Source organism: Rhodothermales bacterium (assembly GCA_013002345.1).
Lineage (GTDB): Bacteria > Bacteroidota > Rhodothermia > Rhodothermales > JABDKH01 > JABDKH01.
In genome coordinates, this window is record JABDKH010000194.1 from 1 (window position 1) to 19,966 (window position 19,966).

Annotated in this window: 21 protein-coding genes; 15 read left to right on the forward strand and 6 right to left on the reverse strand. The window is 57.2% G+C overall.

The genetic code is table 11. The features are described from left to right. Positions 1–171 precede the first annotated feature (171 nt). Positions 172–966 (reverse strand): hypothetical protein, encoded by a 795-nt coding sequence (locus tag HKN37_09725; protein NNE46923.1) that lies wholly within the window; start codon positions 964–966, stop codon positions 172–174. Between the two features lie 557 nt (positions 967–1,523). On the opposite strand from HKN37_09725, the gene HKN37_09730 reads away from it, so the two are divergent. From HKN37_09730 to HKN37_09775, 10 genes are all read left to right on the forward strand, one after another. Beyond that, positions 1,524–2,294 (forward strand): ABC transporter permease, encoded by a 771-nt coding sequence (locus HKN37_09730; protein ID NNE46924.1) that lies wholly within the window; start codon positions 1,524–1,526, stop codon positions 2,292–2,294. Positions 2,295–2,296: 2 nt separating this feature from the next. Then, the gene (locus HKN37_09735; protein NNE46925.1) at positions 2,297–3,232 is read left to right on the forward strand and encodes an ABC transporter ATP-binding protein; all 936 of its coding nucleotides are present in this window, start codon (positions 2,297–2,299) and stop codon (positions 3,230–3,232) included. Between the two features lie 221 nt (positions 3,233–3,453). Beyond that, positions 3,454–3,840 carry a hypothetical protein gene (locus tag HKN37_09740; protein NNE46926.1) on the forward strand — a complete coding sequence of 129 codons (387 nt, stop codon included), beginning with the start codon at positions 3,454–3,456 and terminating at the stop codon, positions 3,838–3,840. Next, complete coding sequence (locus HKN37_09745) at positions 3,837–5,315, forward strand: lipopolysaccharide biosynthesis protein (GenBank protein NNE46927.1); 1,479 nt, start codon at positions 3,837–3,839, stop codon at positions 5,313–5,315. The genes HKN37_09740 and HKN37_09745 overlap by 4 nt, the downstream gene beginning before the upstream one ends. 56 nt (positions 5,316–5,371) lie before the next feature. After that, a complete protein-coding gene (locus HKN37_09750) occupies positions 5,372–6,190 on the forward strand; it encodes a sulfotransferase family 2 domain-containing protein (GenBank protein ID NNE46928.1) in 819 nt (272 codons plus the stop codon). Between the two features lie 337 nt (positions 6,191–6,527). Beyond that, positions 6,528–7,946: an MBOAT family protein gene (locus HKN37_09755; protein NNE46929.1), complete on the forward strand. Its 1,419-nt coding sequence runs from the start codon at positions 6,528–6,530 to the stop codon at positions 7,944–7,946. Positions 7,947–8,001: 55 nt separating this feature from the next. Then, a complete protein-coding gene (locus tag HKN37_09760) occupies positions 8,002–8,997 on the forward strand; it encodes a hypothetical protein (GenBank protein NNE46930.1) in 996 nt (331 codons plus the stop codon). A gap of 456 nt (positions 8,998–9,453) precedes the next feature. After that, the gene (locus HKN37_09765) at positions 9,454–10,125 is read left to right on the forward strand and encodes a hypothetical protein (protein ID NNE46931.1); all 672 of its coding nucleotides are present in this window, start codon (positions 9,454–9,456) and stop codon (positions 10,123–10,125) included. Beyond that, positions 10,125–10,727 (forward strand): SCO family protein, encoded by a 603-nt coding sequence (locus HKN37_09770; protein NNE46932.1) that lies wholly within the window; start codon positions 10,125–10,127, stop codon positions 10,725–10,727. The genes HKN37_09765 and HKN37_09770 overlap by 1 nt, the downstream gene beginning before the upstream one ends. Before the next feature lie 45 nt (positions 10,728–10,772). Beyond that, on the forward strand, positions 10,773–11,300 hold the full coding sequence (locus tag HKN37_09775) for a copper chaperone PCu(A)C (GenBank protein ID NNE46933.1): 528 nt from the start codon (positions 10,773–10,775) through the stop codon (positions 11,298–11,300). 173 nt (positions 11,301–11,473) lie between these two features. Here the strand turns inward: HKN37_09775 and HKN37_09780 are convergent, their stop codons facing one another. Then, positions 11,474–11,941, reverse strand: a complete 468-nt coding sequence (locus HKN37_09780; protein NNE46934.1) for a CoA-binding protein — start codon at positions 11,939–11,941, stop codon at positions 11,474–11,476. A 129-nt stretch (positions 11,942–12,070) separates the two neighbouring features. Beyond that, positions 12,071–12,499, reverse strand: coding sequence for a 6-carboxytetrahydropterin synthase (locus HKN37_09785; protein NNE46935.1), 429 nt, complete (start codon positions 12,497–12,499; stop codon positions 12,071–12,073). Between the two features lie 191 nt (positions 12,500–12,690). On the opposite strand from HKN37_09785, the gene HKN37_09790 reads away from it, so the two are divergent. From HKN37_09790 to HKN37_09800, 3 genes are read left to right on the forward strand one after another with little or no spacing between them, the layout of a single operon-like run. Continuing rightward, positions 12,691–13,242: a hypothetical protein gene (locus HKN37_09790; GenBank protein ID NNE46936.1), complete on the forward strand. Its 552-nt coding sequence runs from the start codon at positions 12,691–12,693 to the stop codon at positions 13,240–13,242. Next, positions 13,239–13,691 carry a phosphoribosyltransferase gene (locus HKN37_09795; protein NNE46937.1) on the forward strand — a complete coding sequence of 151 codons (453 nt, stop codon included), beginning with the start codon at positions 13,239–13,241 and terminating at the stop codon, positions 13,689–13,691. The genes HKN37_09790 and HKN37_09795 overlap by 4 nt, the downstream gene beginning before the upstream one ends. A gap of 16 nt (positions 13,692–13,707) precedes the next feature. Beyond that, positions 13,708–15,114: a DUF362 domain-containing protein gene (locus HKN37_09800; GenBank protein ID NNE46938.1), complete on the forward strand. Its 1,407-nt coding sequence runs from the start codon at positions 13,708–13,710 to the stop codon at positions 15,112–15,114. A 137-nt stretch (positions 15,115–15,251) separates the two neighbouring features. Here the strand turns inward: HKN37_09800 and HKN37_09805 are convergent, their stop codons facing one another. From HKN37_09805 to HKN37_09815, 3 genes are read right to left on the reverse strand one after another with little or no spacing between them, the layout of a single operon-like run. After that, positions 15,252–16,262 carry a hypothetical protein gene (locus HKN37_09805; protein NNE46939.1) on the reverse strand — a complete coding sequence of 337 codons (1,011 nt, stop codon included), beginning with the start codon at positions 16,260–16,262 and terminating at the stop codon, positions 15,252–15,254. Continuing rightward, complete coding sequence (locus HKN37_09810; GenBank protein NNE46940.1) at positions 16,226–16,447, reverse strand: hypothetical protein; 222 nt, start codon at positions 16,445–16,447, stop codon at positions 16,226–16,228. The genes HKN37_09805 and HKN37_09810 overlap by 37 nt, the downstream gene beginning before the upstream one ends. Position 16,448: 1 nt before the next feature. Beyond that, complete coding sequence (locus HKN37_09815) at positions 16,449–16,634, reverse strand: hypothetical protein (GenBank protein NNE46941.1); 186 nt, start codon at positions 16,632–16,634, stop codon at positions 16,449–16,451. A 359-nt stretch (positions 16,635–16,993) separates the two neighbouring features. On the opposite strand from HKN37_09815, the gene HKN37_09820 reads away from it, so the two are divergent. Both HKN37_09820 and HKN37_09825 read left to right on the forward strand, forming a co-directional pair. Further along, positions 16,994–18,886, forward strand: a complete 1,893-nt coding sequence (locus HKN37_09820; GenBank protein ID NNE46942.1) for an alginate lyase family protein — start codon at positions 16,994–16,996, stop codon at positions 18,884–18,886. Then, positions 18,883–19,966, forward strand: a 1,084-nt coding sequence (locus tag HKN37_09825; protein ID NNE46943.1) for a glycosyltransferase family 4 protein, incomplete at its 3' end; no start/stop codon positions are given. The genes HKN37_09820 and HKN37_09825, both read left to right, overlap by 4 nt.

Sequence of the window (19,966 nt, forward strand, 5' to 3'; positions counted from 1 at the left end):
CTCGGTTCGTCGATCTTCAGGTTCCGGCTCCAGTTGCAGTGCTCGCAATCCGCATTGCAATTGAACGTTACCTCGAATGACACGGTCACCGGGCGACCCGTCGTCAGATTTTTCACGGCTCTCGCCGCCAGCTTTGTCTGTCGTACAGCGCTCAGTTTCGGCATGGAGCCCTCACTCGGTTTTATCGGGGACCTGCCGGGCCAGGCGGGCCCGCCAGAATCCTCGTACGATGAACAGGATATAGACTGCAAAGATCAGGGAGAAGATGGCGACCATCACCCAGGCGGGGACATTCACGAATACGCCCAGCAGCGCCAACAAGTAGAAGCGTGGGAGGCGCCCCACCGCAATCGCCATCATATACCGAGACATCGAGTATCCGGAAGAGAAGACCAGGAACTTGACGAGATAGAAAGGCAGTGGCGTCAATGCGAAGACGGCGACCGCCCAGAAGGGAGCGGCATCGAACCATCGGATTGCGCGCTGATACATGTTCGTTTTCCGATAGCTGGCAGAGAACTTCATCTGCAGTACCGGAGTGAAGAAATGGTAATCCGCGTAGCCCGCGGCCAGGTTTCCAGCGAGAGCGACCAACGCCACGACCACCGGGTCGAAATACTGCCCCGAGTACACAATCACGGGCTCGTGCGGAAATACGGAGATCGCTGTGTTGGCCGGAATCGAGTAGAAGAAAAGCCACAGCAGTCCGTTCCACTGCACCTCGAAGAGTGTCAGGACAAGCGCCGCAAGGCCGAGAGCGACGATGACGACGCCACTGACGTGAGTGACCCGCGGCAGATCCCAGAAACCCGCATACTTCGTGCCCTCCGTGTGGGGTGTCGGATGGATCGCGCTGATCTCTCCAACCACCGTCGACTCGACGGATTTGGTCGACACGCCGGGAGCATGATGCCTCGCAATACGTCCGACTCCTTCGGCGGCATGTACCGAGTCTACCAGATCCATCGTTTTCGTTGGGCTAGTACGGCGCGTTGCCAAACGGAGGACGGTACCTCCAGGTCGAGCATTGGCCCCATTCGAGGGCCTCACGATGTGACCCTACGGAAAATCCCGGGCAAGGTCTGTGGGGGAAAACCTGAACGTAGTCGACGATGGCTCACGCAACGGCATCCTCGAATTCCTTCGCAGAGAGAGCCACCAAACGCTTGACGAGCGCATCGTCGCCTTGCGACCAATTGATCTTTCTGATCGTGCAGGCGGGCTCATATCGCTTGAACGAGGGCTTCGTCGCCGTGCGACCAATTAATCTTCTTGATCGTACCACCGGGTTTATTTCTCTTTGGGGCATTCGGCTCTACTTGGTCGTTGCGCGGTAGTGTGCATAGCGCACTGGAAGGCGGGCGGGACAGAGACGGTCGGACAGATTTCGGAGTTGAGCGAACGAAACTCCGTTGAGCAGCACCATCCCGTCATCTCCTGTAGCTCTGCGCCCTTCAAATCACCGGCAACATCGGACAAATCGACCCGTACAGAAGTCGTCATCTTGACAAAGACTCACGCGCATGCGCCGAACAATCACTGAGATCTCCGCAGTTTCCGGCCGCATCTTGCTCGAGCTCGTACGGACCAGGCGGAGTCTCATCATGTGGGCCATCTTCCCGGCGCTCATGCTCCTCCTGTTCGGACTCATCTACGCGGGGGGCTCGAGCCGGTCCGCATCCTTCGACTATACGGCGCCAGGAATTCTGATCGGTGCAGCACTGTTCTTTAGTTGCCTCGGCGGACCCACCGCGCTCATTGTCGGAGAGCGCGAACATCGCACACTTCGCCGACTACTCCTGTCGCCGCTTCGACCCTCATCATACTTCCTCGGCATCACCGTCGCGTACTTCGTCATAGCCATTGCTCAGACAGCAATTGTCTACAGCATTGCGTTCGCCTTCGGCGGGAAATTCCACGGATCCTGGCCTCTGGGACTCCTGATCATCGTGCTGAGCGTCATGTCCTTCGTCGGCCTCGGCTTCTTTTTCGGAGCACGGTTCGCACGTAGATCTGAGGACGTGAACGGGCCGGTTGCCGCCTTCGGCGTGCCCCTCCTCGTTCTTGGAGGCACCTTCTTCCCCGTCTCAATCCTGCCGTCCTATCTGTTGAAGGCGGCGCATCTCGATCCCGTGTTTCACATGAATCAGGCGCTCAAGCTCGTTTCGGCAGCGGGCGCCGGTGCCGACGAGATCGTAGTACATCTCATATTCCTCGTCGCGTTCGCCGTGGCCTCGATCGCTATCGGCATCTACTCGTACCGGGGCATGCTCAAGAGGGAGCTGAGCGCATGACGATGCTAGCCTTCTCGGAGATCCAGAAGTCATTTGGCACGCGCCGCGTCCTCGATCGACTTTCGTTTCACGTCGAGAAAGGAGAGGTCTATGGACTTCTCGGGCCCAACGGGGCAGGCAAGACGACCGCGATCAACATCCTCTGTGGACTCCTGAAATCCGACAGTGGCGATGTATTGGTGGCGGGACGGGCCGTCTCAAGAGAGACGAGAACGGTGATCGGGATCGCGCCCCAGGAGCTTTCGATCTACGAGAATCTTACCTGCCGGCAAAACCTGCGGTTCTTCGGTCACGTGTTTGGTGTCCCGCCGGCGGCGATCGTCGCCCGAATCAGCGAACTGTCGAGTGCTTTTGGCATCGACGAATACCTCGACACCGAGGTGGCACACCTGAGCGGGGGTTGGAGGCGTCGCGTCAACATGGCGATCGCCCTTGTGCACTCGCCTTCGCTCTTGATACTGGATGAGCCGACCGTTGGAGTCGACGTTGAGGCACGGTACGAGCTCTGGCAGTTGATTACGCACCTGCGCCATGAGGACGTGACCATTCTGCTCACAACACACCATCTCGAAGAAGCCGAGTCTCTTTGCCGGCGGATCGGCATCCTCGCCGACGGCCGCATTGCCGCAGAAGGCTCGCTCGAAGAACTTCGGGACTACGTGCCGGGCGAACTGCTCCTCGTCGTGCGGACTGATTCGCAGGAGATGGCCAGGTCCCGGGCGTCCGAGCTTGGTTGGGCCTGGCGCGACTACGGAGGGAAGCTGACATTCATGCTTCCCGAGCGTGTCACGATCCCTGAAGTCGTCGACCTGTTCGACGGTGTCCCGCTTCAGTCTTTGACGCTCGAAGAAGTGGGACTCGAGCATATCTATCTGGAGGTGACGCAGAGCGCGAATCACGATAGCTTGTCGACTCCAGAAACAAACACCGGCGGTTGAGCAAACCGGTCTCAACAGCTCCACCACGTTCCGGCGCGCGACGAATGGTCGGGTTCTGAAGACCCGCCACGTTTCGACCGTTGATGCTGCGTTCGAGCCACGTCAACATCTGCGTGGCTCCGTGTGCGACGCTCGCCCGATGGCAATTAATGGTGAATGTCGGCCCGGTGCCGATCCGCCGTGGTCGAGAGTCGTAACATTTCTCTTAAATCGAATCCTGCATGAGCCTCTCCGTTCGCATCGGTCTTGTTTCACTGGTCGTACTCCTGATTCTGGCCTTCGTCGGATACGGAGCGCTGCTGCGCCTGAATGTGCTGCCGCGACTCGCTTTTGCGCCCGGCTGGGTTCTGACCGATCAGTTCGGCGAACGGTTTACGAGCGAAGACCTCCGGGGCACGATTGCTCTCTATACCTTCGACTACTCTGCCAACGAGGATCCCCGTCGCCAGACTCATGATCTCATGCGTGATGTGCAGAAGCTGCTCGCCGCGCACAACGTTCCCAAGAACCTCCTGTCACGGCGCGTTGCGGATGCGGTCGCTACACAGCGAGTGCTTGCCCGCGCCGAGTTCGTTGCGACGAGCCGACACGCACTGTCATCACCATGAGTTTCGACGCACAAACAGCCGGATCGGCCCTGGGATGGAAGGCCTTCCAACACGGAGGGTCGAAGATCGTCTATTTCGCAAGGCTGGTCGTCCTCGCCCGCCTTCTCACGCCCGACGATTTCGGCTTGATCGCAATCTCCCTGGTCGCGATCGAAGTCATGGCGAGATTGACAAACCTCGGCATGACTCCGGCACTGATTCAACACGAGGATCTATCCGACAAGCATTATCACACGGCTTGGACGATAGGGCTGATTCGCGGAGCGTTCGTGTTTGTCATCGTATTTGTCACGGCGCCCTTCGTGGCAGGTCTCTTTGGAGATGAAAGAGCGAGCCCGATCATTCGTGTCTTGGCTCTCTTGCCCATATTGGAGGGAGCGGCCAGTATCAAGGTGGCGGAATTAATACGCCGACTTGATTTTCGAACACTCGCGTTTGTGAAAATGCCCGCGGCGCTCGCCAACGCGACCGTCGCCATATCTCTGGCGCCATTCTTCGGCGTGTGGGCGCTGGTCGGCGGCGCTCTTGCAGGGCCTGCTGCCTACCTCGTCTTGTCGTACGTCTTCGCCCCGTATCGACCACACCTTGACATCGATCGGCAGTCGACGCGAGCGTTGATCAGCTTCGGAAGGTGGATGTTCTCGATTGGTATCATCTACCTGATCGGTAACTCTGTTCTTCGGCTCATAGTCTCACGCGAGCTGGGCACCGACCAACTGGGTCTATATTACCTTGCTGCAAAGTTGGCATTCCTGCCGTTGGAGATAGCTGACGAAGTTATTGCCAGCGTGACTTTTCCGTTATACGCGCGTCTTCAGGCCAGCAAAGAAAGAGTCGTAAGGACCTTCCGTTCCGTAATGCTTGCGACATTCGCGCTGCTGGTGCCCGCTTCGCTGCTATTAGTGGCACTCGCGCCGGGAATCGTTGAGAATATCCTCGGAGCGCGGTGGAGCGCGACGGTCCCCGTCATCCGCGCGCTCGCAATAGTCAGCATTGTCTACCTGCTTGGCGAGGGTATTCGCCCCGTACTCAAGGGCGTGGGCAAGCCCTCGAAGGTCGCGTTGATTGAGGCAGTTCAGACTTCACTGCTGGTCGCTCTCGCATGGATCTTTATCCGGAATTGGGGAGTCGTCGGAGCGGCGCTCGCATGGATACCTGCTGTAGTTGTCGCCACCCTGATTGGAGTTCGGTTCATGACGAATATTTTTGAACGACCGTTCAAAGGCTTCGGAACGCCTACGCTGGCGGTACTAGCCGTTGCTGCAGTGTGGGTCCTGCTCGCTGCAGGGTTCTACGCAGCATTTGCTACCACGGCAGGCGTGATTATCGCCACCTTCATTGGGTTCGGTGGAGTCGCAATTAGCCTTTGGAGCCTGGATCGCAGATGGGACCTTGGAATCACTCGGGATCTTGGCCAGGCTTTTCCACAGCTGGGCAACCTCGGTGCCTCAAGACGTGATCCGCACGACGGTTAGGTCGTCCAGAATTGATCCGATTCTTCCAAGAGGAGCCTCTCTAGAAGCCGTCAAGAATGCCCACACAATTCGCCAAGTCATTATTCTGGAACCTGCCACACGAAGTGCGCCGTGTCTTGTTTCGGGCTCGGCATCCTTCGTCCTACAACCATCTACAGAAGCTGCGCACCGAAACCGAGGGGGACTATTCTCTACGGCCATTCATCGATCATAAGTGTGTTTTTGTTCACATTCCCAAGTGTGCGGGCAGCTCCATCTCACGAAGCCTCTTCGGCAACTTAGGGGGTGGTCACACGTCTGCGCGAAAGTACCAGATCGTTTTCACCAAGAAGGAATTCGCCGAATACTTCAAGTTCGCGTTTGTGCGCAATCCATGGGACAGGGTCGTTTCAGCATTTCTTTTCCTGAAGGCGGGCGGAACGGGACAGACGGACCGGCGGTGGGCTGAGCAAAATCTGTCGGAGTACCCGGACTTCGACAGCTTTGTCCGAGGGTGGCTCAACCCGGTTAACGCACGAGCCAGCTGGCACTTCAAGCCGCAATACCCCTATGTATCCGGTGGAGATGGCAGGCTGTTGATTGACTTCGTCGGATACTTTGAACGACTGCAGGAGGATTACTCGTTCATTCGCAGGACGATTCGTTGTGGAGCCCCTTTGATTCATCTGAATCAGACGCGCGATCGATCGAAGGATTTTCGACAGTACTACAGGGAGGAAACGCAGCAGATCGTTGCGGACGTGTATCGAGAGGACATCCGGATCTTTGGTTACGGATTCGAGAGCGAAGCACCGACCGGCCCACGGCACGTGAACTCGCCGGCAACTCGGCAGCACAGCCTCCCGACAACTGGTCGCTTCGTGCCAGGACGCTGAAGCGGCAAAATAGTCTTGACATGTCTATCACGGGTTCCCCGACCCGTTTGGAGGAAGAACTCCTGCCCGTGTGCCCCTGTCCGGTCATGCTCTGAAGAATAGAGCCCCGCGGGTGCGTGGTTCGGGACCGGGCTTCTCGGTGTCCTTTGGAGGAATGACTGTGGCCCTGACGCCGATTGAACTTCGTCCGATTCCGGTCCCGCGACCCCTCTATTGCTGGACACAGCTTTCCCCGGTGCAAAACCTGACGATACAGGTGTAATGCGGGTCCGCTCGATTAAGCATTGCCCCCCAACCGTCTAACAGTGCGGCCTGCATTCTGCAAGCGGAATGCTACATGGTCTTCAATTCGATCACATTCGTGGCTTTTTTCTGCGTCGTACTGCTCGTGTACGCAATGCCACTCCCCTGGCGTTTCAAGAAAGCCCACCTTCTCGTAGCCAGCTACCTCTTCTATGCCGCGTGGAACCCTCCCTTCGTCATCCTTATCTGGATATCAACCCTGGTTGACTGGTACGCTGCCAGGAGGATCAAGGCAGCGACTGCCCTGTCATTTAGGCGCTCATTTCTTCTCGTCAGCCTGGTCACAAACCTGGGCATCCTTGGATTCTTCAAGTATGGTGATTTCCTGATCGAAAATTTCGTCTGGTTTGCAGCGACACTGGGCATCGAATTCCAACCGGCAGATCTGGGGATCTTCCTTCCAATCGGGATTTCATTCTACACCTTTCAGACGTTGTCGTACACAATCGATGTATACCGACGAAAGATGGAACCCTGGAATTCATTCCTCGACTTTGCACTGTTCGTCACGTTCTTTCCCCAACTTGTTGCCGGGCCCATAGTGCGCGCCAGCCATTTTCTTCCTCAGTGCCTCACGCCACGACGCGTGACTGCTAACGGACTCAGTTGGGGCTTCGCGTTGCTTACGCTCGGTCTATTCGAGAAAGCAGTGTTGGCCGACTCCTTGATGGCACCGGTAGCCGACCTCGTCTACGCCTCTCCGATGAAGGCCGGCTTCGTTGATGCCTGGGCCGGCACACTCGCATTCTCAGCTCAGATCTTCTTTGATTTTGCGGGCTATTCGACGTGCGCAATAGGCGCCGCCCTGTGTCTCGGATTTCATCTGCCGGAGAATTTCCGTTACCCCTACGCAGCCATTGGCTTCTCGGACTTCTGGCGGCGCTGGCACGTTTCGCTGTCGACGTGGCTTCGAGACTACCTGTACATACCCCTCGGGGGGAACCGGAGAGGTCGCCGTCGAACGTACATCAACCTGATGCTGACCATGCTGCTCGGTGGACTATGGCACGGCGCAGCGTGGCGCTTTGTCGCCTGGGGGGGGATGCACGGACTTTTTCTGTCCGCAGAGCGGTTGCTTCGCCGAAGATTGTCTCACATCCAGTTGGCGCATTCGCGTCTGGCACGTGTAGCCGCCGGCCTACTCACGTACTACCTGACCTGCCTGACGTGGACGTTCTTCCGAGCAACGGATTTTACTGGAGCGCTTCACATTCTGCGCGCGATGTTCTTTGGGGCTCAGGACCAAATGGAGACCGGCCTTCTAAACGTGACGGCTGTTGCCATCCTTACTGCACTTACGTTGTGTGTTCACTGGTTTATGCGGGAAAGAAGCCTGGAGGAAGTGGCTGATTCGGTGCCGTGGTGGATTCGCGGTACCGTGCTGGCGTTGATGTTGATTGCCGTCGCGATGGTCCGTGGTGGCGACCGGGCCTTCATCTACTTCCAATTCTAGAGACGGCGTTGGCATGCATTCTCGCTCAGCCCATATCTCCTGCGGTCACCCCGCGATGTCCGCTAAAGTCTGGCTTCTCGCGATTACGATCGTCGCGGTCTTTCTTGTCACGATGGAAGCAGTGTGGCGATCGGTTGGCTTTCAGCCGTTCTTGCCCGCCGCAGACGAAGAAGCGTGGGCGCTGAACTTGATGCGCGCCCACGGAGACGCAACCGTAATTCTTGGCACCTCTCGGGCTCAAGCCGCGATTGACCCTCAAGCGTGGTCTGAGGTGTTTCAAGGTCGTCCGCCACTTCAGCTTACGCTCTGGGGTACCGAAGCACTGCCAGTTCTGGAACACCTGGCCAAATCGAACGACTTTCGAGGACTTGTGATCATGGGTATCACTCCTCACGCAGAGTTTGGAGCATCACCTGCGCAAGAATTGGACGCGACCTATGCCGAGACCTATAGGAATCTATCATCCAGACCGGCTCGAAGGACTGAAGTCAGCCTTCGAAACCACTTCTCGTTCCTGGTATATCGCCAACCAGTTCTGGCGCCAAGTCGTATTCTCACTGGCATTCTGCGCGCGCTGAGGACCGGTGATCCTACGTGGCTTGTTCCGGAAAGGCCATACTGGAACCGCAGGCCGGATCGTTTTCTTGAGTTGGACTTCTCGCGCGCAGACGTGCCACACAGGGTGGAAACGATTGCGAAAACGGTTCGCGACGAGGGTGGCGCGGCAACCGATAACGAGGTGGACGAAATACTCATGCGAATGGAGAGAGCCACTCGAGAGATTCAATCAAGAGGCGGGGATGTTGTGTTCGTCCATTTGCCCCACAGTCTCTCGATAAAGGAGCTCGAGGACCAGCTCTACCCGCGCGCTCGGTACTGGGACCGACTTGCCGCGAAATTCAAGGGGGGCACGATACATTTCGAAGACCATGAAACTCTGAGGGGCTATTCATGCCCCGACGGGTCCCATCTGGACATGAGAGACGCAGCACCATTTACGCGGGCCCTCGCAGAAATCGTTGGTCGATTGCCGGGTCGAACAAATCCCTGAACGTTCACGACACGGATAGGCGGGTTGAGATGCAAGTCACTCAACCAGTTGGAGTGCCTGTCAGTCAGGCGAGCATGAGATACCAGAGTACGGGACCGAAGCGTAACACAAGATTCGCCACCCACGAATAGGCTGACTCGACCGACATGATCTTGATTTGAATGTGATGTGGCCCGGGTCGTTCTTTGCACATCAACCAAATGACTTGATGACAGGCACAGACCACTGAAGCGATTGGGCCTAGGTTGTCATGCGATCACATTCCAACACCAGAGAAGATCAGACCGAATCCAATCACTCGGCTTGCGACAGGTCGACGAGGTGACGGACCGTCGAAGTGCGAGCTCTTGCCAATAAAGACGCACGCTTGCCCCATGGCAATTAATGGTGAATGTCGACCCGGTGCCGATCCGCCGTGGTCGAGAGTCGTAACATTTATCTCAAATCGAATCCCGCATGAGCCTTTCCGTTCGAATCGGTCTTGTTTCACTGGTCGTACTCCTGATTCTGGCGTTCGTCGGATACGGAGCGCTGCTGCGACTGAATGTACTGCCGCGACTCGCGTTTGCGCCGGGATGGGTTCTGACGGATCAGTTCGGCGAACGGTTTACGAGTGAAGACCTCCGGGGCGCAATCACCCTCTACACATTCGATTACTCGGCTAATGAGGACCCCCGTCGCCAGACTCACGATCTCATGAGTGACGTTCAAAACCAGCTGGCGAAGCAAGATCTTGGCGACGTACCCGTTCGGCTCGTCACGGTCACGATCGATCCGACGCGCGACACTCCCGATATCCTGCGCACGGTGGGTGAAAACCGAAACGTGGACTTCTCGCGATGGACTTTCGCCACCGGCGACAGCGCATCCATCCGGGTCGCGGTAAACCACGGCTTCGGCGTGTACTATGAGCCGGATCCTGACGGCGGTGTGTCCTACGATCCCACCTTCGTCATCGTCGATGGAATGGGGATCGAGCGAGCTCGATATCGTTATGGCTTACCGCCTGTCGACAACCTTGTCGGCGGCCTCCTTTCCGTCGTCAGCGAAGCGAAGGCAGCGACCGGATCTGCCCGCCTGGCCTACGAGGCCGCACACTTGTTTAGCTGTTATTCGACAACACCCTAATGAAACGACTGATCATCCTCGGCGCAGTCGCCATCCTGCTTGGCGCCATCCTTATCGGCACGCTATTTCTCATCCTTGGCGGTCCCCCTGCTTTGAATGGAACGCTCCTGGATCCTCCGATGAGCGCGCCGGACTTCGAGTTGACGTCCGTCGATGGCACAGTTCGAAAGAGCGACTTTGACGGCAAGATCGTTGTGATCTTTTTCGGCTACACCTTCTGCCCGGACGTCTGCCCAACCACGCTATCGCGCCTCCGGGAGACGATGGTCCTTCTGGGCCACCAGGCGTCGGAGGTGCAAGTACTCATGGTGAGTGTGGATCCGGAGCGCGACACGCCGGAACGAGTCGCCGCATACGCACACGACTTCAATCCTGACTTCGTAGGGCTCACGGGCGAGCCCGAGAAGATCGCGACCGTTGCAGCCGACTTTGGCATCTTCCATTCGAAGGCCGAGGGATCGGCAGAGACCGGCTATCTGGTCGACCATACAGCTGCCGTCCTGGTCCTCAACCGGGAAGGCGACACACGGTTGATCTGGGCGTTCGAAACGACGCCGCAGCAGATGGCCCGGGATCTTAATTACCTCATAGCGAAAGGCTGATCATCGGAATCAGCCACACGACTACCACAAACGTATTCAGACTCCATGCAATTCCCTGAACTCACCTCGTTCCGACGGACCTGTTCCGGGTGGAGGATCTCTACCGCCACTACGCTGTCTCTGTCACTGCTTCTGCTGATCTCTGCTTGCGGTCCGGTTGTCCCTCCCCAACCCGACATTCAGGTGGAAGGCGCCTGGGCACGACCCTCCATGGGCATCACGCCCGGGGAGCAAGCTGCAGATTCGACGGCGAACGCGTCGGCTACATCTGCCGTCTATTTCGAAATGCGTAACGCGGGACAACTGGCGGACAGCCTCATCGGCGCACGCACTGACGTCGCACGCGTAATCGAAATCCACCGGAGCACAATGCAGGATGGTATCATGCGGATGCGCCGGCAGAACGAGGTCGCAATCGCACCGGGAAGATCGGTTGTTCTGAAGCCGGGCGACTACCATCTCATGCTGATAGGCCTCACCCAAGACCTCGCACCAGGCGACCGCTTCATGGTGACGCTGGATCTCGCTCAGAGCGGCGAGCGAGATGTGGATGTCGAGGTTCGGCAGCCGTGACCGGTTACGCGTGATCTGCGTCGAGCCAGACGAATACTGCGCGCGGCTCCACCTTCCGGTAAACGCCTCCACCGCCTGATGGTGTAGAACGCAAGCTGTGCAAGAATCGGAAGCACCGATCTACCGATAAAGGATTCGGCCCGAATAACGCGCTCACGGTAGTCCAGAACAGATTACCTGGGCACGCTGCCCTTTCGCTGGAGCCACCACCGCATGCACCTGTGCCCGAAATCTACAGGCTCACAGAACATCATTGGACAGCCGCCCGCGATGCACTCAATTCCATGGGCCTCGCACTCCGCGACCGCCTCGTCAGACACGCTTCCTTCTCCAAACGAGCGGTGTATCCAGACTCGCGGGATACCCTTCTCCGCACACTGCCGAACCACATCCAGCGACGCGGCCGGCGGCGTTGCGATCACGACACCGTCAATCGAACCGGGGACATCGCGCAACGTCGGAAAGCACGACACACTCTCAACCTCCGGCGCTCTCGGGTTCACGGGAACAACGTCGTAGCCGGACTCCGAAAGTCTCCGGAAGATCGCGTTTGCCGGTTGGTTAGACTGGCGGGAAACCCCTGCAACAGCAAAGCGCTGGCCGCTCAGAAACCGATTGATTGAGTCGGGTATACTCTTCATTCGCATAGCCTCCCGGATCGAGGTGATTTCGACGACCTGGAAGATCGTACCACGACTCCTCGGTCGCTGAAGGAAAACCCGACACCGCGCGTGCGCGACGACTCCCCACATCGCGGCTCGCCCGTTGCGTCACGTCAGCATGACTTCGTGTTCGGCAAAACACGAGCCCGTTTCTTGAATGCGAATGCGCATCGAAGTGATCGCGTGCTTCTCAAGTACGTCGCTGCCGTTGTGCCGCACGTAGTCTGCGACAATGACACACAGATTCTCGGCCGTGGATTCGCACGGGATGACCACGTGCCGGTCACCCAGTTTTCGGACGGCCCCGAGCAGTTCAATATCGTCCTTGGATACGAGCGTCGAATGATCCCACTCGTCTATCAACGGCTTGATGACGGCCTTGATATCCTGAAAGTCGATCACGATGCCATGTTCGTCAGGTTCGCCCTCCATCTCAACCGTCATGCGGTATGAGTGACCATGCAGGTTGCTACAGAGGCCCGCATGGTGCGGGAGCCTGTGCGCCGCCTCCCATCCAAAATCCTTCGCCACTCGCATGCTGATGTCCGGTGTAACTGGCAGGGTTGAATCGTTCACAGGACATAAAGTAGTGGCGGCGTCAATCGCTGTCACGCCGGTCGGCCCTTCATTTCTTCCTCCCCTGCCGGACAATGTGGTGGATTCACCCGCAGACGATATCCCGTGCGCGTCCTACCATTTGCACAGTATCAGTACACAGGTCGACCCCGATGTCACGAGAACTGACCGTCGCCATACGGCGGGCCCCGACGGGCGTAATGATCAAGGAGACCGTTGCTCTGGTCGGGATTGCAGCGGCAGTACCTTTTCTCATACATCTCATACCGTCGGCAGGCGTGCCCTGGGGAGCGCGGCTTCTGCCAATGTTCTACGCGCCTCTGCTGGGCGTAATGCTGTATCGCTTCCACGTCGGTCTGATTCCAGCGCTTCTGGCTCCCGCACTGAACGTGCTCCTGACAGGGTCCCCCGCACTGAGCCTCGTCACAATACTCACCGTTGAGCTCGTGCTCTTCACAGCGGTGGTTTTTCTGATGTTGAAGAGCTGGCCTCGATTGTGGCTTGCCGGACCGTTCGCTTACGTGATGGCAAAAGCAGGTTCAGGCGTCATGATTGCTACACTCCCATGGTTCACCTCCTTCAGACCGGCTAGCGGATTTGCCCTTGCATCCGTCGAGACTGCGATTCCGGGGCTGCTCATTCTGACAGCACTAACGGTGTTGATGCTGAGGATTCGGTCAGACCAAACAGGACACGAGTCATGAAAGTCGATATGGGTTTCGAGCGTATCTCAGAGGCCATTCGGGAGCTCGAGGTGCCGAAGGTGGACCTCGTCATCGGCATCGGACGTGGTGGAGTCGTCCCGGCAAGTTTGCTCGCATACCGGCTGGGTTGCGGGTTGATTGTCATGCCGATCAACTATCGGGACGACGAGAATCAGCCGCAACATGATGTGCCCAGGATCGATGGGCATCCAGCCATACCTGCGGGTGTGCGATCCATATTGCTTGTGGACGACGTGTCTGTGTCAGGTTCCACCCTCCAGGCTGCGCGGCGGATACTCGCGGACTATCACGTCACGACCCTTGTACTCAAGGGCAAAGCCGACATCGTGGTTTTCCCTCACATTTCCTCGTGCGTCAACTGGCCGTGGAATTCTGAACTATCGTTGACAAGCCGCCGCTTCGATATTCTGGAGTCGACCGGCGGATAGGCTGGAGAGTTGATCCATGTCCCATCAACGACATCGCAAAATGTGCCCCGGCCGTCGGATGTCTCGACGACGGTTCGTCTCGTCCGTGACCACTGCGACAGCGGGTATGCTGGTGGCTGGACCGCTCACACGCACTGCGATGGCGGGCCATACCACGAATGTTGCGACCGTAGCTCTCGCTCGTGTCACGGGTTACGACCGCACCGTAATCCGCGACGCCGTCGAAGCCATGTTCAACAGCCTCGGAGGCCTGGGCGATGTCGTGAGGCCGGGCGCCCGCGTTGGCATCAAGATCAACCTGACAGGAGGACACGGGTGGGCGACGGATTTCTACAATCAGACCGGAGGCATGCACCCCGGCGAGACGTTCTGGACGCATCCTGAGGTCCTGCGCGCAGTCGGAGAATTGATTCGTGACGCCGGCGCAGGTCAGATCACGATCATGGAGGCGATATACGACCAGGAGTCGTACAACGACTGGGGATACTACACGATGGCCAGGCAGCTGGGCGCCGATTTCGTGGACCTGAATCAGGTCGCGCCCTATGCCGGCTATGCGGTGCGTCCGGTCGGTGACGGAGCGTTCATTTACGACGACTTCACACAGAACGGAGTGCTCAACGAGTTCGACTGCGTGGTCTCGCTGGCTAAATCGAAGCGGCACAATGGCGCCGGCGTCACTCACGGGATGAAGAACCTCGTCGGCACCCTGCCGCTTCCTTCAGGACTGTATAACAACGGACAGGGACATCGAGCCGCCATACACGAGCTGCGAAACTACGAGGGCAACATGTCGAGCAACCTGTGTCGGGTTGTGCTGGATCTCAATCATGCTACGCCGATCCATCTCGTCGTAAATGACGCGGTTAGAACGGTCCTCGGCGGTGAAGGACCGTGGGGCCCCCTCGCGACAGCCTCCTTCGACACGCTCATCGCGAGCAAGGACCCGGTTGCGGCCGATTCGATCGCTACACAGGTCATCGGCTTCAATCCGATCGCAGCCGATATGACGCACCCTTTTCCGGATGGACTTAACTATCTCCGGCTGGCGCAGGAGAGGGGAATGGGAATCGCCGATCCGAATCAGATCGACGTCGTCACGTCGTACTCGACGAACATCGACAAACCGGATCCCGACCAGGGAGCGCTCGGGATGTCGATCTTCCCGAATCCGTTTTCACAGAACGCGACGATTCAACTTTCACTCGAAGCCGCGACCTACGCCACACTCGACATGCTCAACATTGATGGGCGCCGGGTTCGCCGCCTCCTTTCACGATCCATCCCTGCTGGAGTAACTCGAATCGACTGGGACGGGCGAACAGACGCAGGACTTCCGGTACCGGCCGGCGTGTACGTGGCCCGGCTTGATGCAGCCGGCCGCCATGCCCACCGCAAGGTGATTCGGATCTCCACCAACTGAATTGCGAAATGCCCTCCGTCCTTCTAGGAGTAGCGGCAAGATCGTAACTCATTACACAACATATACGCACGTTACACGGTCAGTCCGCTCCGTTTGCCCGGCTTGGCCGGGCATTCGTCGTTTAGGGACGGGGCTTTCTAGTCCAGATCCGCGTCTACGATTTCCAGAATCACCGGACAGTGATCCGAAACTCTCTGGTATTCGACCGGCATATCGTCCTGGTCCAGGTCCGCGCATTGTGCTGTTGCACAGTAGCCGCCGACAGTCGCATCGCGAGCGGCCTCCTGCATTCCCGCCGAAACGATCACGTGATCCAGTACGCCCCCGCGACCTCGATAGTATTCGGTACAGAACGGCGTAATCGGTGGCCGAACGTAGGCCGGTGTGATGTCTCCGTCAAAGATCGAATACTCAGCCTCGGCTGTGATCTCCGACGGTTCGGATCTTCCCATGGTATTGAAATCACCCAGAACAATGACATCCGTGTCGTCGGGATGGAACGTTGACAGCAGCGTTGGGATGCGCCGCGCGGCGTCACGTCGGTTCTGGTAGTCCTTGTCTTTACGACCGCTGTCGAAGTGCACCGTATAGACATGGAAGTCTACGCCACCCGATGCCGACTGGACGTACGCATATCGACCCGGTCGCAGATTTGCCTCGCACGCTTCACCCGATTTCTCCCACTCGCCGTTCAGTTGCCCGACGTCCGCGAATTCCGAAAGCTGCACGACGGATGCATTCCAGAGAAAACCGACGCGTTGCGCCTCGGGTGGTCCACAATCCTGAAGATCGACCATCCATGTTCCGCCGGACAGAGAGTCAAGCTGCCGGATGAAGTGATGCATTGTTGCTCGGGATGGTTCGTCGTTCAGTATCTCCTGAACAGCAATCAGATCCAGTCGAAGGTCGTGGATCGTGCCGGCGAGAAGGTCGATGTCCGTCTGGCGACCAGGGCACTCCGCAGGATTCGGGCAGCCCTTTGGAAACCAACGGATGTTCCACGTTGCGATGCGTATGGTGGTACTGTCGCCAGCAAGTCCATCCGGTCTTTCATCGAGTCCGGAGGCCGTTGGCGCGACCAGTATCATCGTCGCCAGGAATGCAAACAGCTTCATGAATGATCGCTCTCCCACTTTTCGTCCAGCCATCGCCGAAACTCCTCCGTTGTCATTTTGCCGCGCTTCCATTTGTCCAGGGCGGCCCTCACTTCGGGATCTTTCAGGGCATCTGTCGACTTGAGATTGAATGGATCGCCTTCGTTAGCGAACGGCGCCCACTTCCTCGCCGACATCAGCCAACCCCGTACCAGTCGCTCCAGTCTCGACGTCATCATTCTACCTCTTGTTTGACAGCCCGGCGCCGAGAGCGACACCCGCACCCGCACCCGCACCGACGGCAACGCCGATCGCCACGCTTCCCAGCGCCACCCCGGTTGCGGCGCCAACCGCAACGCCGATGGCGATCCCGACGCCCATGTGCTTCGCCATCCTGCCGTCGTTCTCTTGCTGGCTGTTCGACATCGCTAGACCTGTTCAGTACCTGCGGGACCCGATACGTCCAAACAAGGGACGCGAGGGTTCATCTGCAAGCGCGCCACGTATTGCTTTTCGACGCATCGTTCCCGAGTCGTGCTGGTAGCTACTGGAATGCATCAGGAACGACTAGGTGGTCCTGCTCGTAGCCCGCCTTTTCGAAACTGCAGCAGCCGACCACGCAATCTAAGCGTTAGTTCCGGGACGCGTGCGAACCCACTTTGGAGTGGTGGCCGTCCTCCCGGCCGCCAATGCCCTCAGGCCCTGAACTTCGCAAGAATGGAGTCGATACACGAATTCAGTGCTTATCCTCCTGATACTCGCCTCTGTTTATCCTCGCCTGATAGATGAATCGCATCCGAATAGCTCTTGACCTTGCCCGTAACATGGGCTGGCGATACATCCGTTTCAGAGCATGGTACGAGGTGGAGGCCAGACTTGGACTCCTCCGACGAAAGTTTCCGACGGACCCGCCAAATACAAACTTCGTTTCTCTGGGAGAATGGAAAGAGACAGCGGCTTCTTTCTTTTTCAGTAGCAAGTCCGACCTGAAGATCCCGAAATCGAGAGACCCGAATCTCGCAGAGAAATACCGGAGATTTGAAGATGGGGATCTGCTCTTCTTCCATTCGACCTGGTACGAACTTGGCCCCGACTACGACTGGATCACCAATCCTGAGACCGGCTATCGTTACAGCACACAGTCTCACTGGACAGAGATTCCCGATCTGGATGCGGAAGCAGGAGACATCAAGTACGTCTGGGAGAAATCTAGATTCGCACACTTACAGCTACTCATCCGATACGACTACCATTTTGATCGTGACTGCTCCGATATGGTCTTCGATGAGATCGACAGTTGGATCAGCGCGAACCCGGTGAACCGGGGGCCAAACTTCCGTTGCAGTCAGGAAATCAGTCTGCGCGTTTTTAACTGGACCTTTGCACTTTACTACTATCGTGATCACGCAGCGCTGTCGGCGGCCCGGTTTGACCGGATCCTGAACTCTATCTACTGGCAACTCCGACACGTCAGAAGCAATATTGACTTTTCTCGAATTGCTGTTCGAAACAACCACGCATTGACTGAAACGTTGATGCTCCTCATAGGTGGTCTTCTCTTCCCATTCTTTCCCGAAGCAGCCGAATGGCGAGCAAGCGGGAAACGGTGGTTTGAGGAGGAAGTCGAATACCAGATTTACGAGGATGGCACGTTTCTGCAGTTCTCAATGAACTACCACAGAGTAGTGGTCCAACTTTTGACGTGGGCACTGACGCTCACTCGCCTTAACGATGAACATCTCGCACCTGTTGTTGAAGAGCGGGCTAGCAAGACTCTTGCGTTCCTATATCATTGTCAGGACTCGGAAACCGGCAGGCTGCCGAACTACGGCAATAACGACGGAGCTCTGTTTGCAGATCTGAACGATTGTGATTTCAGAGACTATCGCCCTCAACTGAACGCTCTATGCTATGCATTGAATCACCGGCATCTGTACGACGAGGGCCCATGGAGAGAAGACGTTTACTGGTATAACTCTGGAACAGTTGAAGGAGGACAGAAGGTGGTTACCCGAGAAGACATTGCGTCTTTCCCGGCTGGCGGCTATTTCACGATTCGCGACGAAAGAAGTGTCACATTCCTGCGGTGTGGGAGCCACCGAGACCGACCGTTCCAGGCCGATAATTTGCACCTTGATGTGTGGTACAATGGTCGCAACTGGCTACGAGACGCAGGCTCCTTCAAATACAATACAACCCCCGAATTGCTTCGATACTTTGGCGGAACAGCATCGCACAACACCGTGCAACTGGGAGATCATGATCAGATGCTGAAGGGCAGCCGTTTCATCTGGTACTTTTGGTCGCAGAGCGACAGCGTGGAGACCATCGAAAACGACGATTACCTGGAGATTCGAGGACAGATCTGGGCCTATCGGCACGTATCCGACAATATTCATCCGTTTCGCAGTGTGCGCAAGTACAAGGACGGGCCCCGTTGGGAGGTTCATGATGTACTCAAGCACCCAACAGGACTTCCGATAACCCAGATATGGAACCTCCCGAAAGACGGCGAGCAGCATCTAGTTCTGAGTGCAACCGATGGCGACGGAAGCCCGATTGAACCGATTCTCGATGATAGCTGGTACTCAAGCGTGTACGGCACCAAGGAGCAGGGACTGGCTATTCGATTCGCGACGCACACATACGAAATCAGAACCACCATCACGATCCAATGAAGGTTCTCGTAATACATCAGTACTTCCTGGAGAAGGACGATGGCGGCGGTTCACGCTTCAATGCGATGACAAAAGTCTGGGCCGATCGCGGACACGAGATCACAGTGCTGGCCGGTATGGTGCACTACTACACTGGCAAGAAGCTGCCCCGCTATAAGAGACGTTTCACATTGGTCGAGCGATACTCCGAACGCCAGATCGTCGTTCGCTGCCACGTGTCCGAGGCGTACAACACGAATTTTCTGGGTCGGCTGTGGGCGTATCTGTCGTTTGTAGTCTCAAGCTTGTACGCGGGATTGGCTAAGGTTGAGGGCCGGCCAGATGTTATCGTTGTGACGTCACCTCCGCTTTTTGTCGGAATTACGGCCTTCCTTCTTAGCCGACTGCGGAACGTACCCATGGTGTTCGAGGTCCGGGATCTTTGGCCCGAGTCCGCGGTGGATACGGGCGTTCTCACTAATTCTGTGATCATCCGGCTGGCCTACTGGTTCGAGTCGTTTCTCTATCGGCACAGCAGTGTCATAAATGTCTTGACGCCCGCGTTTCGGGAGAGGCTGCTAGAAAAGGGCGTTCCAGCCGAAAGGATTCTCATGATCCCCAACGCGGCAGACTTCTCGCTTTCCGATCGTGTTCTGGCTGACTTCGATCGAAATCAGTTTAGACTGGAGAAGGGTTGGACCGGGAAGATGGTTGTTATCTATGTCGGCGCACACGGAGTAGCCAATCACTTGATTCAGATGCTTGAGGCAGCGAGACTCCTCATCGATAGAAATGACGTGCACTTCGTCCTCGTCGGCACGGGAATGCAAAAGGAGTGGCTGCAGGAGAAAGCGCACGAACTTCAGTTGAATAACGTCGAGTTTGTGGATCCGGTGTCCAAGGACGAGGTGTTCAAGTACATTGCAGGTGCCGACATTGGAGCGTCCGTGCTCAAGAAGGTAGATGCGTTCAAGACAGTCTATTCCAATAAGACTTTCGATTACATGGCGTGCAGCCGGCCTGTGTTGATGGCCATCGACGGTGTCTCCCGGCAACTTGTTGTCGACGCCGAGTGTGGCGCGTACGTGGAGCCCGAGAACC

Coding starts and splice junctions, on each gene's coding strand:
- HKN37_09810 (NNE46940.1), bottom strand. CDS start 16,447: ATGATGACGTCGAGACTGGAGCGACTGGTACGGGGTTGGCTGATGTCG.
- HKN37_09770 (NNE46932.1), top strand. CDS start 10,125: ATGAAACGACTGATCATCCTCGGCGCAGTCGCCATCCTGCTTGGCGCC.
- HKN37_09765 (NNE46931.1), top strand. CDS start 9,454: ATGAGCCTTTCCGTTCGAATCGGTCTTGTTTCACTGGTCGTACTCCTG.
- HKN37_09760 (NNE46930.1), top strand. CDS start 8,002: ATGTCCGCTAAAGTCTGGCTTCTCGCGATTACGATCGTCGCGGTCTTT.
- HKN37_09745 (NNE46927.1), top strand. CDS start 3,837: ATGAGTTTCGACGCACAAACAGCCGGATCGGCCCTGGGATGGAAGGCC.
- HKN37_09820 (NNE46942.1), top strand. CDS start 16,994: ATGAATCGCATCCGAATAGCTCTTGACCTTGCCCGTAACATGGGCTGG.
- HKN37_09730 (NNE46924.1), top strand. CDS start 1,524: ATGCGCCGAACAATCACTGAGATCTCCGCAGTTTCCGGCCGCATCTTG.
- HKN37_09735 (NNE46925.1), top strand. CDS start 2,297: ATGCTAGCCTTCTCGGAGATCCAGAAGTCATTTGGCACGCGCCGCGTC.
- HKN37_09795 (NNE46937.1), top strand. CDS start 13,239: ATGAAAGTCGATATGGGTTTCGAGCGTATCTCAGAGGCCATTCGGGAG.
- HKN37_09755 (NNE46929.1), top strand. CDS start 6,528: ATGGTCTTCAATTCGATCACATTCGTGGCTTTTTTCTGCGTCGTACTG.
- HKN37_09775 (NNE46933.1), top strand. CDS start 10,773: ATGCAATTCCCTGAACTCACCTCGTTCCGACGGACCTGTTCCGGGTGG.
- HKN37_09815 (NNE46941.1), bottom strand. CDS start 16,634: ATGTCGAACAGCCAGCAAGAGAACGACGGCAGGATGGCGAAGCACATG.
- HKN37_09800 (NNE46938.1), top strand. CDS start 13,708: ATGTCCCATCAACGACATCGCAAAATGTGCCCCGGCCGTCGGATGTCT.
- HKN37_09750 (NNE46928.1), top strand. CDS start 5,372: ATGCCCACACAATTCGCCAAGTCATTATTCTGGAACCTGCCACACGAA.
- HKN37_09740 (NNE46926.1), top strand. CDS start 3,454: ATGAGCCTCTCCGTTCGCATCGGTCTTGTTTCACTGGTCGTACTCCTG.
- HKN37_09780 (NNE46934.1), bottom strand. CDS start 11,941: ATGAAGAGTATACCCGACTCAATCAATCGGTTTCTGAGCGGCCAGCGC.
- HKN37_09790 (NNE46936.1), top strand. CDS start 12,691: ATGTCACGAGAACTGACCGTCGCCATACGGCGGGCCCCGACGGGCGTA.
- HKN37_09785 (NNE46935.1), bottom strand. CDS start 12,499: ATGCGAGTGGCGAAGGATTTTGGATGGGAGGCGGCGCACAGGCTCCCG.
- HKN37_09725 (NNE46923.1), bottom strand. CDS start 966: ATGGATCTGGTAGACTCGGTACATGCCGCCGAAGGAGTCGGACGTATT.
- HKN37_09805 (NNE46939.1), bottom strand. CDS start 16,262: ATGGCTGGACGAAAAGTGGGAGAGCGATCATTCATGAAGCTGTTTGCA.